Genomic DNA, 15,748 nt, shown 5'->3' with positions numbered 1-15,748 from the left:
TCGCGTCTGTACGGCTTCGGCGCCCGCGCCCAGCACTACCGGCACCCCAACGCGCCCCTGCCGGTAGGTCGGTCGACCGGGGCGACACCGTCATGTGCCCCGACTCAACGACCGCCCTGCTGAGGCCGGATCACCCGCTGACCGGCACTGCCACACCCGCATGGGCAATCCCGGCTCTCCGTACGCCGGGGATGCAGTCCCGTCAGTTCCGGCCGCGCTCATGAGGCCCATCGGGTTGCCTTTTGTATAACCGTAATGCAGACTATCCGTCTAACTGTGGTCCATGTCACTGCTAGAGGAAGTCCCCCTATGACCTCAACCAAACCCGGTCCCGCCCCTTCCGCGCGACCATCCACCAGCGTCTTCCGGCGCAAGCCCATCGACCTGGTCACCGACGAAAGCTCCGAGGGTGGAGGGCTGCAGCGCGTTCTGGGACTGTGGCAACTCACCGCCATCGGCGTCGGCGGCATCATCGGAGCCGGCATCTTCTCCCTGGCGGGCAGCGTCGCTCACGGCGACGAGGCAAACGGAATTCCCGCTGTCGGCCCGGCAGTTCTGCTCTCGTTCATCCTCGCCGGCATTGCCAGCGCCGCCGCGGCCTTCTCCTACGCGGAATTCGCCGGGATGGTCCCCAAAGCGGGTTCCGCCTACACCTACGGCTACGTCGTACTCGGCGAAATCGTGGGCTGGTTCATCGGCTGGGATCTGCTGCTCGAGTACACGGCCATCGTCGCCGTGGTGGCCATCGGCATCTCCGGATACTTCAACTTCCTCGTCCAACAATTCGGCCTCGACATGCCCGCCTGGATGATGGGGGCACCCGGCACCGGTGAGGGGCACCGCGTCGACCTGTTCGCGATGATCTTGTGCCTGCTGATCGCGTTCCTGCTCACCCGCGGCATGAAGGCCGCGGCCAAGTTCGAGATGGTCGTGGTGGCCCTGAAGGTCGCCGTCGTCCTCCTCGTCATCATCGTCGGCGCATTCTTCGTCGACAGCAGCAACTACGTGCCGTTCGCGCCCTCCGGCATGGGCAGCGTGATGACCGGGGCGGCCACCGTCTTCTTCGCGGTCTTCGGCTACGACGCGATGTCGACCGCCGCCGAGGAGAGCAAGGACGCGCAGCGGCACATGCCGAAGGCGATCATCTACTCCCTGGCCATCTCGATGGTGCTCTACGTCGGCGCGTGCCTCGTCCTGACCGGCATGCAGCACTACACCGACATCAACCCCACCAGTGGATTCTCCACCGCCTTCGCGTCCGTCGGGCTCGGCGGAGTGGCCAGTGTGATTGCCGTGGGCGGCATCATCGGCGTGCTGACGGTCATGTTCACCTTCATGCTCGGCGTCACCCGCGTGTGGTTCTCCATGAGCCGGGACGGCCTGCTGCCGAAGTGGTTCTCCAAGACCCACCCGGTTCGGCGTGTGCCGACCCGCATCACGTGGGTCGTCGGTGTCGGTTCCGCCCTGGTCGCCGGTTTCATGCCGATCGGGGAAGCCGCCGAACTGACCAACATCGGCATCCTGCTCGCCTTCATCGTCGTCTGCGCCGCGGTGATCGTTCTGCGCTACCGTCGCCCCGACATCCCGCGCCCCTTCAAGTGCCCGGCGATGCCCGTGATCCCTCTGGTGGGCATCGCGTTTTCGATCTGGTTGATCTCCTTCTTGCAGCCGGAGACGTGGCTGCGGTTCGTGGGCTGGTTCGCGGTGGGACTGGTGGTGTACCTGGCATACGGGCGCCGCAAGTCCGTTCTCAACACCGCTCGTGGAGAGACGGCAGTCTCGACCGAGGACGTGGGCCCGCACTAGCCGGACCCTCGAGACAACCGAGATGCACTCCGCCATGTCCATCGACAGCCACCGCCAGCATGACCGCGACCGCGCCGGCGACCCGGACAACGTCGTCAGCCGTGCCCAACTCGACGCCTACCGGGTCCGGCGCCGCCAACGATTGCAGCTCCTGCGTCAAGGCCCGGCCGAGACCACACCTCGGCTGGGTGCCGAGCTGATCCAGTTCGCCTGCCGCTGGGCCCCGTACGGCCGGGCACCGGACGACGAGGTCTTCGAGCGGTTCGGAATGGCACCGGCACGGTTCGCACGGCGGCTGTTCGAGGCTCTCGAGACCGGGGAGTGCGCAGCCGACGTCGCCGAGACGCTGCGCGCGATCTACCGTCCCTCCTAACTCCCCGGCTGGAACCAGTCAGCACACCGCGGCCGGGTGACAGCTCTGCACTGTGCCCGCACCTCACCCCGGGGTGCGGGCACAGTAGTGGACAGCGACCGCACGGACCGCTCTGCTACTTTCGCTGTGGAAACCGGGATTTGCGAGCAAGGCGGACACTATGGGTGACATATCGGCATTGATCTCCGTCTCCGCCCCGCCTCCCCAGCAGTCGATGCCGGCCATGCTGGCGGACCGTCTCCGCGCGGCGATCGCCGAAGGACGTCTGCGGCCCGGACAGCAGCTGTTCGAGCAAGACCTGGCCGCCGAATTCGACGTCAGCCGCGGGCCGCTGCGCGAAGCAATCCAACGCCTCACCCAAGAAGAACTTCTCGTCAATGTCCGCAATCGGGGACTCTTCGTCACCACCCTGAGCGCCGCTGACATCGAGGACATCTGCCGGACACGCGCGGCGATCGAGCGAGCCGCCGGACTCGAGATCATCCGATCGACCACACGCGCAGCCGCCGCAGACGTTTTGGACGCCATCGTGGACCGGATGTCCGAAGCAGTCGCACGGCACGACGACGCCGAGGTCGCCGAGATCGACATCGACTTCCATGAACAGCTCGTCGCACTCGCCCACAGCCCCCGTTTGTCGCGAGCGCACCGGACCCTGGTGGTCGAAACCCGCATGTGCCTGTCGATCCTCGAAGGCACCGAATACGCAACCCGAGATCGCATCACCGATCATCACACCCTCGCCGACGCCATCAGGCGCGCCGATGGGTCGACATTCGGCCGCCTGATCACCCTGCACATGGAGACCGCCGCCCTGCAGATCCGGTCGGCGATGTTCCCGGCCGACTGACCCCGTGCCGACTGACCCGTGCCGGTGGGTGCAGTGCCGCGTCCACCGGCACGGGAGGCCGGAAGCGCCCGGGGAAGTGCTACTTGCGGGCGCGGCGGTGGCGCACGCGCTGGGTGATCGAGTAGGCCACCAGGAGCACCCCGAGGCTGATCAGGCTCAGCCACAGCTGAGTTCGGGTGCTCTCGATCAGGCTCATCGAGAAGATGATGACGACGATCCCGACCACGGTGATAATCCCGAGCCACGGATGTAGCCACATCTTCAGGCCCAGTGCCGCTTTCTCGTCGTCGGTCATGCGAGAGCGCAGGCTCAGCTGAGACAGGGCGATGATGACATAGACGAACAGGGCCACCGCGCCGGCGGAGTTCATGATGAACGAGAACACCTGATCGGGTGAGACGTAGTTCATCGCGACCGCCACATAGCCGACGATCGTGCTCAGCAGAATCGCCTTCCAGGGCACCCCACGCGAATTGCAATCCCTGGCCCAGCCCGGTGCCCATCCACGGTTGGCGAGTGCGAACAGCATCCGCGAGGCGGTGTAGAGGCCGGAGTTGAGCACGGACAACGCAGCGGTGAGCACGACAACATTCATGATCTGCCCGGCCGCGGGAAGGCCGAACTTGTCGAAGGCCGCCGCAAACGGGCTGGAGTTGCTGGGGATCTCGGTCCACGGGGTGATCATCAGCAACAGCGCCACGGAACCGACGTAGAAGAGCAGGATCCGCCACAGCACGGTGTTGGTGGCCTTGGCCACCGCCTTGGCGGGTTGTTCCGACTCGGCAGCAGCCATCGTCACGATCTCGGCGCCGAAGTAGGAGAAGATCACCACCACGACGCCCTGCAGGATCGAGAACCCACCGTTGACGATGAAACCGTGCTGGCCGATGTTGGCGACCGACAGCTGCGATCCCGGCCAGAGACCGAGGACGAAAAGCGCGCCGACGGAGAGAAAGACGATGATCGTGGCAACCTTGATCGACGCGAGCCAGAATTCGGTCTCTCCGAAAGAGCGCGCCGACAGCAAGTTGGTGGCCGTCAAGATGAACATCAGCACCAGCGCGAACACCCAGTCCGGTGCGTTAAACCATCCTCCGAGGAGTTTGCCGCCGACGACGGCTTCGAAGGCGACCACACCGACCCAGAAATACCAGTACAACCACCCGACGATGAAGCCGGCACGTTCACCGAGCGCCTCTCGCGCGTACTCCATGAACGATCCGAGAGTGGGCTTGGCGGTGGCCATTTCACCGAGCATGCGCATGACGAAGATGACGAGCACCCCACCGAGGGCGTAGGACAGCACGGCCGCCGGTCCGGCGGTGTGAATGACCGACCCGCTGCCGACGAACAGGCTGGCTCCGATGATGCCGCCGAGGGCGATCATCGTCAGGTGCCGCTGCCGTAACCCGCCCTTGTGAAGGGTATGGCCCGGTCGCCCTGCGGTGGTGCCCTGGGGGTTCTTCTCGCCGTCATTGCGGGCAGACCTCACCGGCGCCGCTCCGTCCCCCGCGGGTGGATTGATATCTGAATTTCGGCTGAATGCCATCGAACCTCCAAGCTGATGTTTGGATATTGTCAACAATCAGGCACACTAGCAAGCCGATGCAGCAGGCAACCCCGCAACGAAGGTCATCGGGCGTCATCTTCCCCGCCCACCATTTTCACAGAATCATCTGCAACGCAACGCTACTGATACATCCAGTGCACCAACCCCGTACTGTCCGGGTGCGCCGCGAACTCCGTCCGTTGCGATGCTCCTCCCCGCAATTCTCCGATTGTTGACAATATAGCTAGGTCCTGGAGAGGATGTGGGCATTGAACCTCGGGCCACGATTCGGCGCCGTCGACGGCGTCAGACCGACCCCCACCCGACACGATCGCCTCCTCGCGTCCGCCCGGCAGTAGCGGGGGCATCACGACCGTTGCGCCGGCTCCGGCGCCACCGGCGGGACGCTCGCATCCTGGCCCGGCGTGGAGGCCATGACAGGTACGCATGCGATGAGCAAGACAATCCCGAGCCACTGCACCGGTGATTGCCCTTCCCCCAGGAACAGCACCGCCAGCACGACGGCGCCGACGGGTTCGAGCAGGCTGATCGTGACCGCGGCAGCGGCGCCGAGAACCGCGACTCCCGCCGCGAACAGCCAGTACGCAAGGCCCGCGGTCACTACACCGACATACGCGATCACCACGAGATCCTCGGCGGCGAGCGCGCCGCTGAGCCACAGTGCGGGGCCGCCGATCGGCGCCATGAGGAATGCGGCGACCAGGAACATCCATGCCAGCACAGCCGAATTCGACCCCCACGCCCCCACCGACTCGATCGCCAACGCCTGGGCACTGAAGAACCCGGCCGCCAGCACCGACCAGCCGATACCCGCGGGCGACACCGCGGCACCGGACGCCGAGCCGAGAACCAGCAGGACCAAACCGGCAGATGCCACGCCGGTCCCCACCATCCAGGTGGCGGCGGGCCGGGCCGAGGTGAACCACGACCATGCCCCGGTCATCGCAGGTGCCAGACCGATCCCGACCACCGTGCTGACCGCGACGCCCGATTCGGCGACCGCGGCGAAGTAGGCGAACTGGAAGCCGGCGAGTCCGACACCGCCGACCAGCAGCGCCCGCCAGTGGTCCCGCACATGCGATCGCGCGGCGACCGCCCCTCGGGCGACGACGCCGAGAGTGAGCGCGGCGACCAGCGACCGCGCGAAGGCGGTCTCGGCACTGCCGAGGGTGGACCAGGCACTGACGACCGGCCCGAGCGTTCCCCACAGCAGTGCCCCGGTGGCGGCCAAGACCGTCGCGGCCCCCCGGCTCACCCCGGGACTCGATTCATGGATGACATCACAGACATACTGTTATACGGTATGACATAGAACGCAAGCAGGTGAGGAGAACCCGATTGAACGACGCGACGCGGAAGGCGGAATCGGCGCTACCAGTCGGGTGTCCGCCATCGCGCGCACTGACCCCCTGACCAGGGCAGAAGATGCGGGAACCGACCCGCGTGCCTCCACGCGGCCCGCATCTTCTGCCCTCCCTCCCCGGATCCCTTCCGCTGCTCATCGGGCAGCCGACCCGCCCGCCAGAATCGAGGACACCGTGACAGTCGACGCCACGGACATTCCCATCACCGACTTGCTCCAGTCCTGCACCGTCGAGATCGACACCACGACCCGGCGGCTGGCCGAATACAGCTACGACGCATCGAATTACCGGCTCACCCCCGCCGGTGTCGCATTTCCCCGGTCCGCGACCGAGGTCAGCGAGGTGCTGGCGGTGTGCCATCAGGCTGGACTGGCCATCATTGCGCGCGGCGGTGGCACCTCGATGGCGGGCAACGCCATCGGCGGCGGTCTGGTGCTCGACTTCTCCCGATACATGGACCAGGTGGTCGCGATCGACCCGCACACCCGGACCGCGGTGGTCGAGCCCGGCGTCATCCTGTCCGAACTCTCGCAGGCGGTCGAAGCCCACACCGGCGGGACGTTGACCTTCGCACCCGACCCGTCGAGCAAGACCCGCGCCACCGTCGGCGGGTCGGTGGCCAACGACGCCTGCGGCAATCACTCGGTCCGATACGGGCGCACCGCCGATCACGTGGTGTCCCTCGACCTGGTTCTCGCCGACGGAACCCGGCTGACCGCCACCCGCTCCGGCATCGAGGCCACCGTCGCTGGGGACACCGCGGCAGCCGAGCGCGCCGAGCAGATCACCGCACAGCTGAAAGACCTCACCCGCGACTACCTGTCGCAGTTCCGGCTCGAACTCGGGCAGATCCCCCGGCAGGTCTCCGGATTCCACCTCTCACACCTGCTGCCGGAGAACGGGTTCGACGTCGCCCGCGCCCTGGTCGGCAGCGAAGGTGCCTGCGCGATCGTCGTCGGTGCCACCGTCGGGCTGGTCGACGTCCCCGCGTCGGCGCTGTTGCTGATCCTCGGCTACGACGACGTCGTCGACGCCGCCCGCGACATCGAATCCATCCTGCGCTACTGTCCCGCGGCCGTCGAAGGCATCGACGAACAGATCGTGGAGACGATGCGGGCCCGCCGCGGCGCCGACTCGGTCGCCGACCTGCCCACCGGCCACGCCTGGCTGTATGTCGACCTCGATGGCGAGGACATCGACAGCGTCTCCGCCCAGGCTCAACAACTGCTCACCGAACTGCGGGAGAACGGGCGGGTCCTCGACGGCCGCGAGGTCCGCGACCCGGCCGCCCGCAGGAAACTCTGGCGCGTCCGCGAAGACGGCGCCGGCCTGTCATCGCGGCTCGACAACCCCGACGGCACGAGCGTGACATCCTGGCCTGGCTGGGAGGACTCGGCCGTCGCACCGGAGAACCTCGCCGACTACCTCGCTGATTTCCGGCTGCTGCTCACCGAATTCGACCTGATCGGGGTGATGTACGGACACTTCGGCGCCGGCTGCATGCACATCCGGATCACCTTCGATCAACGGACCGATGAGGGCCGGGATGTGATGGCCCGGTTCCTGCGCGCCGCCGCCCGCCTGGTCGTCAAGCACGGCGGAACCCTCTCCGGTGAGCACGGCGACGGCCGGGCCCGCTCCGAGTTGCTCCCGGAGATGTACTCCCCCGCGATCATGGCCTCGTTTGCGCGGTTCAAGGAGATCTTCGACCCCGGCGGCGTGCTCAATCCCGGCATCATCGTGAACCCGCCTGCGGTCACCGACGACCTAGCGCTCGCCGGCGTTCCGGCCCTGCCGTGGCGGACCAGCTTCACCCTCCACGAGACCGGAAACGGCGACGGAACCGGCGGATTCGCCGACGCCGTGCAACGGTGCATCGGTGTCGGCCGCTGCCGCTCCCACTCCGGCGGGGTGATGTGCCCGAGCTACCGGGCCACCGGCGACGAGAAGGACTCCACCCGCGGCCGCTCCCGGGTGCTGCAGGACATGGTCCGCGGCGCCCGCACCGTCGACGAGGGCTGGGCGTCCGAGGACGTGCGCGACGCACTGGATCTGTGCCTGTCCTGCAAGGCGTGCTCGACGGACTGCCCCACCGGGGTGGACATGGCCACCTACAAATCGGAATTCTTCGACCACTACTACTCCGGCCGGATCCGCCCCATGGCGCACTACTCGCTCGGCTGGCTACCCCGGTGGCTGAAACTGACCTCGCGGATGGCACCGGTGGTCAACGCCGCCCTCGCCACCCCACTGAAGTCCCTGGCCCTGGGAATGGGTGGGCTGACCACCGAACGCGCGCTGCCACCGTTCGCGTCCCGCCGCCAGCTCGCCAAGCTGCTCGGCGAGACCCGGGCCGCCGGCGGTGACGTGGTGCTGTTCGTCGACTCCTTCACCCAGGGATTCCGGCCCGAGGTGGCCGCGGCCGCCCGCCGCGTCATCGACGACGCCGACCACACCTGCGAGGTGCGCACCGACCTGTGCTGCGGGCTGACCTGGATCTCGACCGGACAATTGAAGCAGGCCAAGAAGCGGATGGCCCGCACCGCCGCCGCCCTCGACGACGGCACCGACCGGCCGATCGTGGTCACCGAACCCAGCTGCGCGGCGGCGCTGCGCAAGGACCTACCCGAACTCGTGAACACCGACGCCGCCCGCCGGGTCGCCGCCCGGGTGCGCAGCTTCGCCGAACAGGTCACCGTGCAGGCATCCGAGGGCTGGACACCGCGGCATCGCGTTCCCGGTGAGGTGACCGTGCAGACCCACTGCCACGAGTACGCGGTCTTCGGCGCCGAAACCCAACGCCGCGCCCTCAATGCCGTCGGTGTCACCACGGTGCGCGAGGCCACCGGATGCTGCGGTGTGGCAGGCAATTTCGGTTTCGAACGCAACCACTACGACGCCAGCATGGCCGTCGCCGAACAGGCCCTCGCCCCCGCCCTGCGCACCTTCCCCCAGACCACGGTCCTCACCGACGGATTCAGCTGCCACATGCAGGTCCGGCAGCTGACCGACAACCAATCCTCCGGCGCGTCCGTCCATCTCGCGCAGATCCTCGACCCCCACACCCCGCAAGGAGAAAACACACCATGACCACCGCCACCGCGTTCGCCCCCACCACCGGGACCCAGGCCGTTCCCACCGGACTACTCATCGACGGAACCTGGCAGGGCGCCGCCGACGGCAGAACGTTCGAGGTCGAAAACCCCGCCACCGGGGAGGTCCTCTCCGTGATCGCCGACGGTGGACCCGCCGACGCCGACGCCGCCCTCGCCGCCGCCGTTGCTGCGCAGGAGTCGTGGGCCCGCACCGCTCCCCGCGCCCGCAGCGAAATCCTGCGCCGCGCCTACGACCTGGTCATGGCACGGCAGGACTGGCTCGCCGAGATCATGACCTCCGAGATGGGCAAGCCGCTCGCCGAGGCCAAGGGTGAGGTCGCCTACGCCGCCGAATTCCTACGCTGGTTCTCCGAGGAAGCCGTTCGCATCGGCGGTGATCACACCACCACCGGCGACGGCGCCAACCGGATCATCGTCACCCGCGAACCGGTCGGACCCTGTGTGCTCATCACCCCGTGGAACTTCCCCTTGGCCATGGGCACCCGCAAGATCGCCCCCGCGGTCGCCGCCGGCTGCACCATGGTCCTCAAGCCCGCCGCGCAAACACCGCTGACCTCCCTCGCGCTCGCGGCGATCATGCAGGAAGCCGGCCTGCCCGACGGTGTCCTCAACGTCGTCAACACCACCAACGCCGGCTCGGTCGTCGAGCCGTGGATGTCGAGCGGCAAGGCCCGCAAGATCAGCTTCACCGGCTCCACCGCGGTCGGCAAGCTCCTGCTCAAGCAGGCCGCCGACGCGGTGATGCGGTCCTCGATGGAGCTCGGTGGCAACGCCCCGTTCATCGTGTGCGCCGACGCCGACATCGACACCGCCGTCGACGGCGCCATCGCAGCCAAGATGCGCAACATGGGCGAGGCCTGCACCGCAGCGAACCGCCTCTACGTGCACCGCAGCATCGCCGATGTCTTCTCGGAGCGGTTGGCCGCCCGGATGGCGGACATGCAGGTCGGCAACGGCCTCGACGAGGGTGTCCAGGTCGGTCCCCTGATCGATGCCGCCGGCCGTGACAAGGTCCAGACCCTGGTCGACGATGCACTCGGCCGCGGCGCCAAGGCGCTGACCGGCGGCGCCGTACCCGCTGGCGCCGGCTACTTCTACCCGCCGACCGTGCTCACCGATGTCTCCACCGACTCGGACCTGATGACCACCGAGATCTTCGGCCCGGTCGCCCCGGTGGTCCCGTTCGACGACGAGAACGAGGTGATCCGGATCGCCAACGACACCGACTGGGGCCTGGTCGGCTATGTGTTCTCCCAGGACATCGACCGTGCTTTCGACCTGAGTGAACGCCTCGAGGTGGGCATGGTCGGCGTCAACACCGGCATCGTGTCCAACCCCGCAGCCCCCTTCGGCGGCGTCAAGCAGTCCGGCCTCGGCCGCGAAGGCGGCAAGCTCGGCATCGACGAGTTCCTCGAGTACAAGTACCTCGCAGTACCCCGCCGACGCGGCGCCTGAGGACACCGCTCGTTTTCGGTGCGCGGCGGGGCAGCCCCAGGTGCCTGCCCCGCACCGAAAACAACTGACTGAGTTACGGTATATCAGCTATCCTGTAACCCGAGGAGGACGGTATGAGCCCCGCGCTGCAAACCACGAACACCCGCGATGCGCTGGTGGCGGAGATCCGTGCCCAGATCCTCGGCGGGGCCCTCAAGCCCGGCACACCATTGACCGAAACCGGTCTGGCGGCCATGTTCGACGTGGCGCGCCCGACGGTGCGTTCGGCATTGCAGGTGCTGACCAGCCGCCACCTGGCTCAGCAGTCCCAGGGGCGGTCGCTCGTGGTCCCGGTCCTCGACCACGAAGACGTGCGCGATCTGTATTTCGTGCGAGTTCCGCTCGAACTCGAGGGCGTTCGGGTCATCGTCGAGAACGGCATCGCTCTCGACGAGGCCGAACGGTATCTCGAGAAGATGGAGCAGATGCCGAACAACGCCAGTTGGGCGGATCGGGTCGAAGTGCACACAGCCTTCCACGTCGCCATCGTCGATGCGGTAGGTAGCCAGCGCCTCAGCCGGATCTACTCGACGCTGCAGGACGAGATGCAGTTGTGCCTGGCGCAGATTCAGCAGTCTTACCCGAACCCGCAGGATCTCGCGCGCGAGCACCGAAAGCTGCTCGACGAGATTCAATCCGCCGATCTCGACCGCGCGCAGAGTGAGATGCGCAGGCATCTCGCGCGCGCGGTGGAGAACTACGAGACCACCTAATTCCACGCCGCTTCGGGGTGTGCAAACGCAGACACGGCAGATTGCGTTCCGCCGGACTTTCACCGACCCGGAGACCTGCGTGTCTCACCGTCCGCCGATAGCGACCCCGCATCGCGCATCTCCTCGTCGCCGCCCGGCGCAGTCACCGTCGTACCTGACTGGCCGTGCCTGCACGCCGGCCCATCCCCGCTCGAAGGGACCGAACATGACATCATCCCCCGCTGCCCCCACTCGGCCGACGCATCCATCGAATCCATCCGTAGCCAGGTCCTGGCTGCTGGTGCCCGCCGCCACCTCAGCGGCAGTTGCCGCGGCCGACACCAGCACCGCCGACATCGTCGTCCTCGACCTCGAGGACGGTGTGCGTGAATCGGACAAGGACACCGCGCGCGCGATCGCACGAGCCCGACTGCAGGACGGTCACCGCGACTGGGTGCGCATCAACGACACCACCACTCCCCACTGGGAGCGCGACCTCGAGGCACTGACCGGCCTGGACACGCTGGCGGGAGTGATGCTGGCCAAAACCGAGAGCGCGGAGCAGGTTGCGGCGACCACAGCCAGACTCGGTGAACGGATTCCGATCGTCGCGATGATCGAGAGCGCGGCAGGACTCGAGGACGCTCGGGGGATCGCGCACTCGCCGGCGACACTGCGGTTGGCGTTCGGGTCCGGGGACTTCCGTCGAGACACCGGTGCCGGTGACGATCCCGTCGCCCTGGCCTATGCCCGCTCGCGCATGGTTGTCGTCAGCCGCGCCGCGAGGGTCGACGCTCCGATCGACGGTCCGACACACCCAGGCCCCGACGGGGATCTCCGCTCGGGTATCGCGGTGGGAGCGACTGCCGGGATGACCGGGAAACTCTGCCTCCGAGCCGCCCACACCGACATCATCAACACCGCCTTGGCCCCCTCGCCCACCGACATCACCCTGGCGGAGGAGGTGATCTCCCGACTGGGTGAGGACGGCGCGCACATCGAGGACGGCAGCGACCGTCCGAAACTCGAGCGCGCCCTGCGCACCCGATACCTGGCACGCACCTTCGGCATCTAACCACGGCAACAAAGGCCGTTGCCCTCGACAAAGATACTCGGGGACAACGGCCTTCGCCGCATTACCCGGATGCCACCGGAACCGTGGTCACCACGCGAGCCCGCGGGGGGACGGACACCATCCATACCGCGGTCACTACGACGGCACATCCGAGGCCCTGGATCAAGGTGGGGCGTTCCTGCAGGAACATCATGCCGGCCATCACCGCGAGCACCGGCTGAATCAGCAGCAACGTCGCCCCCACCTCCGCGGGCAACTTCGGCAGACCGAAGCCGATCAGCATCCACCCGATCACCTGACCGCTCAATGCCAGCGCCACCAGCCACCCCATCGCGTCCCAGCCGGGAGTGAGATCCACCCCGCCCCAGATGGACCCGACCACACTGCCCGATATACCGGCCGAGACAGTGGTCACCAGCACCTGCGTCGCCGGCCGTCCGGCCCCGCCCGCTCGACCGGTCAAGAAGATGTACACGGCGTACGCGACGCCCGAGGTCAGCGCCAACACCGTCCCGGCGACCGCGTCACCGCCGCCCTCGCCGCCTCCGAAAATCCCGCTGACCAAGGCGATTCCCGCGAAGAGAAACGGTACCGCGATCACAAACCGCACCGGCACGCGCGCCCGGAAGACGACCCACGCCAGGGCTGGCACGATCACCACCTGAATATTGACCACCACCGTCGAGATACCGGCCCCGATCAGGGTGATCGACTGCGACCACAACGCGAAGTCGATCCCCAGCAGCACGCCGCCGACGATCTGAATCCACATCGCCCGGGCGGGGATCCCACCGTGCCGCCGCCACTCCCGCGCCGCCATCACGCCGAGGATCGGCAGCGCCAACGCACACCGATAGAAGGTCGCAGTAGCCGGCGAGACAGCGGACAGCTTGACGAACACACCGGTCAGCGCAATGGCCGCCGCACCGGTCACCACGAGGACGCGGGGATCGGCGGTCAGTGACGCGCGACGAGAAGTAGGAACAGTTGCGGGAGAAAGGAGTTGGGTTGTCACTTCTGCAATTCTCCGGTCACCCATTCATCAGCACAAGTTAATTGTCATGCAGGTAATCGGGTAGTATTGCTTCCGTGTTGAGTGTCGAACGGATCCGCGCACTGTGCGCTGTCGCCGAGCAGGGTTCCGTCGCGGCTGCGGCGCGCAGCCTGTATGTCACCCCGTCGGGAGTGTCGCAGCAGCTAGCCAAGCTCGAGAAGGAAGTCGGCGTCGCGCTGCTGGTGCAGGTCGGTCGCGGGGTGCAGCTCACGCAGGCCGGGCGGTTGCTCGCCCAGCGTGGCCAGGACATCATTTCCCTTCTGGCACAAGCGGAATCCGAGGTGGCCTCACTGGACAGTGATGTGGCCGGCGAGCTCCGCATCGGATCGTTCTCCTCGGCCAGCCGGGTCGTGGTGCCGCGGGCGATCGCCCGGATGAGGCAACTTCATCCCGGCCTGGAGGTCAGTTTCGTCGCCGGCGACACCGACGACCTGCTGCCGGCCGTGGTGGGTCGCGAGCTCGATCTCGCGGTGGTCGACAGCTGGGTGACGATGCCGCTGCACCTGCCGGAGGACGTCATCTGCACCCCCATCCATCAGGACGTCGCCGACGTCGCACTGCCGGCGGACCACCGCCTGGCCGCAGCAGAGCAGATCGAGCTCGACGAGGTCGCGGACATGCCGTGGACGACCTGGCGCAAGGGTGAGTCCTTCCATACGTGGCTGGTGCAGACCCTGCGGATGCGCGGTGTCGAGCCGGAGATCCGGTACGAGGTACCGGAGTTCGCCGCCCAGCTCGAGTTCGTCGCCCACGGGCTCGCCGCCGCCCTGATCCCGCGGCTGGCCAGGATCTGGGTACCTGACGACGTAGCGATAGTCGCGGTACACCCCGTTCTGCGACGCGAGATCTTCGCGGTGCGGCGCAAGGACAACGACCGGCCGACGGTCCGAGCGGGAATCGACGCCTTGAGCGAGGTTTTCGCGGCGATCTCCGGATCCGGCGGCCCGACCTGATGTTCCGCTGGTGCCACACGACGGGCAGGCACGCAAACGCCCCGCCGAGTGGCGAACAGCCTCGACGGGGCCTTGCATCAGTCCGCGCAGCTTCGGACCGAAACCTCTGCCGGATCAGGAGGCGCCGACCGCCACGGCACCGACCACGGCCGCCACAGCGGCCTCGAAACGCTCGACACCGAGCGTGATCTCGTCCTCGGTCACCACCAGGGCGGGGATCAGCCGGACGACGTTACCGGCAGGCCCGCAGGTCAGCGTGAGCAACTGCTGCCGGGTCGTCTCCTGCTGCACGGCTGCCGCGGTATCAGCGTCTGGGGTACCGTCCGCCGTGGTGAACTCGATGCCCTGCATCAGGCCGAGTCCGCGGACGTCCCCGATGATCGGGAACCGTTCCTGCACGGACTTCAGTCCAGCCTGGAGCTGTTCGCCCCGGACATGCGCGTTCTCGACAAGACCTTCCTCCTCGACGACCTGCAACGTCGCGACACCGGCCGCGGCGGCAACGGCGTTGCCGCCGTATGTGCCTCCCTGCGATCCCGGCCAGGCCTTGGACATCGTCTCCGTCGACGCTGCGATCGCCGAGATCGGGAAGCCGGAGGCGATGCCCTTGGCCGTGATGAGGATGTCCGGGGTCGCGGTCGAGTGCTGGTGACCCCAGAACTTACCGGTGCGCCCGACACCCGCCTGGACCTCGTCGAAGATCAGCTTGATGCCGAACTGGTCGGCGCGCTCACGCAGGCCTTCCATGAATGCCGGCGGCGTCGGCAGGTACCCGCCGTCACCGAGCGCGGGCTCGATCAGGAACGCCGCGGTGTCGTTGGGTGCGGTCCGGGTCTTGAACAGATAGTCGAGCTCACGCAGCGCGAACTCGACGGCGGCTTCCTCATCGAGGCCGTACCGGTAGGCGTAGGGGAAGGGCGCCATGTGCACGCCGGACATCAACGGGGAGAACCCTGCCGAGAACTTCGTTCCCGCGGTGGTCAGCGAGGCCGCGGCGACGGTGCGGCCGTGGAAGCCGCCCTGGAAGACCACGATGTTCGGTCGTCCGGTGGCCATGCGCGCCAGGCGGATCGCGGCCTCGACGGCCTCGGACCCGGAGTTGGCGTAGAAGACGGAGTCGAGTCCGGTGGGCAACACCTCACCGAGCTTGTCGGTCAGCGCGAGCAGGGGCTTGTGCATGACGGTGGTGTACTGGGCGTGGATGATCTTGCCGACCTGCTCCCGGGCGGCTTCGACCACCTTGGGGTGGCAGTGCCCGGTGCTGGTCACACCGATGCCGGTGGTGAAGTCGAGGTAGTCGACGCCGTCGGTGCCGTAAATCCAGCTGCCGAGAGCGTGGTCGACGACCACCGGGGTGGCCTGCTTGAGTGCGGGGCTGAGGTTCGCCATGGGTACTCCTTC

At 67.4% G+C, this 15,748-nt stretch carries 12 protein-coding genes; 8 read left to right on the top strand and 4 right to left on the bottom strand.

Annotated features, from left to right (window positions below; translation table 11 throughout):
• Nucleotides 1-309: 309 nt before the first annotated feature.
• From RHA1_RS39275 to RHA1_RS39265, 3 genes are all read left to right on the top strand, one after another.
• Complete coding sequence (locus RHA1_RS39275; RefSeq protein ID WP_011599523.1) at nt 310-1,806, top strand: amino acid permease; 1,497 nt, start codon at nt 310-312, stop codon at nt 1,804-1,806.
• Between the two features lie 34 nt (nt 1,807-1,840).
• Nucleotides 1,841-2,179 carry a hypothetical protein gene (locus RHA1_RS47560; RefSeq protein ID WP_148228478.1) on the top strand — a complete coding sequence of 113 codons (339 nt, stop codon included), beginning with the start codon at nt 1,841-1,843 and terminating at the stop codon, nt 2,177-2,179.
• A 160-nt stretch (nt 2,180-2,339) separates the two neighbouring features.
• On the top strand, nt 2,340-3,029 hold the full coding sequence (locus tag RHA1_RS39265) for a GntR family transcriptional regulator (protein WP_011599521.1): 690 nt from the start codon (nt 2,340-2,342) through the stop codon (nt 3,027-3,029).
• A 79-nt stretch (nt 3,030-3,108) separates the two neighbouring features.
• Here RHA1_RS39265 and RHA1_RS39260 read toward each other — a convergent pair whose 3' ends face one another.
• Nucleotides 3,109-4,521 (bottom strand): amino acid permease, encoded by a 1,413-nt coding sequence (locus RHA1_RS39260; protein WP_011599520.1) that lies wholly within the window; start codon nt 4,519-4,521, stop codon nt 3,109-3,111.
• Between the two features lie 424 nt (nt 4,522-4,945).
• Nucleotides 4,946-5,854, bottom strand: a complete 909-nt coding sequence (locus tag RHA1_RS39255) for an EamA family transporter (protein WP_041813233.1) — start codon at nt 5,852-5,854, stop codon at nt 4,946-4,948.
• Nucleotides 5,855-6,137: 283 nt separating this feature from the next.
• On the opposite strand from RHA1_RS39255, the gene RHA1_RS39250 reads away from it, so the two are divergent.
• The 4 genes from RHA1_RS39250 (at nt 6,138) to RHA1_RS39235 (ending at nt 12,340) form a co-directional block, all read left to right on the top strand.
• On the top strand, nt 6,138-9,053 hold the full coding sequence (locus RHA1_RS39250; protein WP_011599518.1) for an FAD-binding and (Fe-S)-binding domain-containing protein: 2,916 nt from the start codon (nt 6,138-6,140) through the stop codon (nt 9,051-9,053).
• Nucleotides 9,050-10,534, top strand: coding sequence for an NAD-dependent succinate-semialdehyde dehydrogenase (locus RHA1_RS39245; RefSeq protein WP_011599517.1), 1,485 nt, complete (start codon nt 9,050-9,052; stop codon nt 10,532-10,534). The genes RHA1_RS39250 and RHA1_RS39245 overlap by 4 nt, the downstream gene beginning before the upstream one ends.
• A 113-nt stretch (nt 10,535-10,647) precedes the next feature.
• The gene (locus tag RHA1_RS39240) at nt 10,648-11,286 is read left to right on the top strand and encodes a GntR family transcriptional regulator (RefSeq protein WP_011599516.1); all 639 of its coding nucleotides are present in this window, start codon (nt 10,648-10,650) and stop codon (nt 11,284-11,286) included.
• A gap of 205 nt (nt 11,287-11,491) precedes the next feature.
• Nucleotides 11,492-12,340, top strand: a complete 849-nt coding sequence (locus RHA1_RS39235; protein WP_011599515.1) for an HpcH/HpaI aldolase/citrate lyase family protein — start codon at nt 11,492-11,494, stop codon at nt 12,338-12,340.
• 61 nt (nt 12,341-12,401) lie between these two features.
• Here the strand turns inward: RHA1_RS39235 and RHA1_RS39230 are convergent, their stop codons facing one another.
• The gene (locus RHA1_RS39230) at nt 12,402-13,355 is read right to left on the bottom strand and encodes a DMT family transporter (protein ID WP_011599514.1); all 954 of its coding nucleotides are present in this window, start codon (nt 13,353-13,355) and stop codon (nt 12,402-12,404) included.
• A gap of 74 nt (nt 13,356-13,429) precedes the next feature.
• On the opposite strand from RHA1_RS39230, the gene RHA1_RS39225 reads away from it, so the two are divergent.
• A complete protein-coding gene (locus RHA1_RS39225) occupies nt 13,430-14,347 on the top strand; it encodes a LysR family transcriptional regulator (RefSeq protein WP_011599513.1) in 918 nt (305 codons plus the stop codon).
• Between the two features lie 114 nt (nt 14,348-14,461).
• Here the strand turns inward: RHA1_RS39225 and RHA1_RS39220 are convergent, their stop codons facing one another.
• Nucleotides 14,462-15,736, bottom strand: coding sequence for an aspartate aminotransferase family protein (locus tag RHA1_RS39220; RefSeq protein ID WP_011599512.1), 1,275 nt, complete (start codon nt 15,734-15,736; stop codon nt 14,462-14,464).
• Between the last annotated feature and the right edge of the window lie 12 nt (nt 15,737-15,748).

The organism is Rhodococcus jostii RHA1, assembly GCF_000014565.1.
In the GTDB taxonomy this organism is placed as follows: Bacteria; Actinomycetota; Actinomycetes; order Mycobacteriales; family Mycobacteriaceae; genus Rhodococcus_F; species Rhodococcus_F jostii_A.
Note: the sequence above shows the minus strand (reverse complement) of the source record. Positions and strands in the feature narration are given on the sequence as shown.

Bases quoted from the DNA above. Each gene is read 5' to 3' on its own strand.
- RHA1_RS39245 (WP_011599517.1), top strand. From the start codon at position 9,050: ATGACCACCGCCACCGCGTTCGCCCCCACCACCGGGACCCAGGCCGTT.
- RHA1_RS39235 (WP_011599515.1), top strand. From the start codon at position 11,492: ATGACATCATCCCCCGCTGCCCCCACTCGGCCGACGCATCCATCGAAT.
- RHA1_RS39240 (WP_011599516.1), top strand. From the start codon at position 10,648: ATGAGCCCCGCGCTGCAAACCACGAACACCCGCGATGCGCTGGTGGCG.
- RHA1_RS39265 (WP_011599521.1), top strand. From the start codon at position 2,340: ATGGGTGACATATCGGCATTGATCTCCGTCTCCGCCCCGCCTCCCCAG.
- RHA1_RS39275 (WP_011599523.1), top strand. From the start codon at position 310: ATGACCTCAACCAAACCCGGTCCCGCCCCTTCCGCGCGACCATCCACC.
- RHA1_RS39220 (WP_011599512.1), bottom strand. From the start codon at position 15,736: ATGGCGAACCTCAGCCCCGCACTCAAGCAGGCCACCCCGGTGGTCGTC.
- RHA1_RS47560 (WP_148228478.1), top strand. From the start codon at position 1,841: ATGTCCATCGACAGCCACCGCCAGCATGACCGCGACCGCGCCGGCGAC.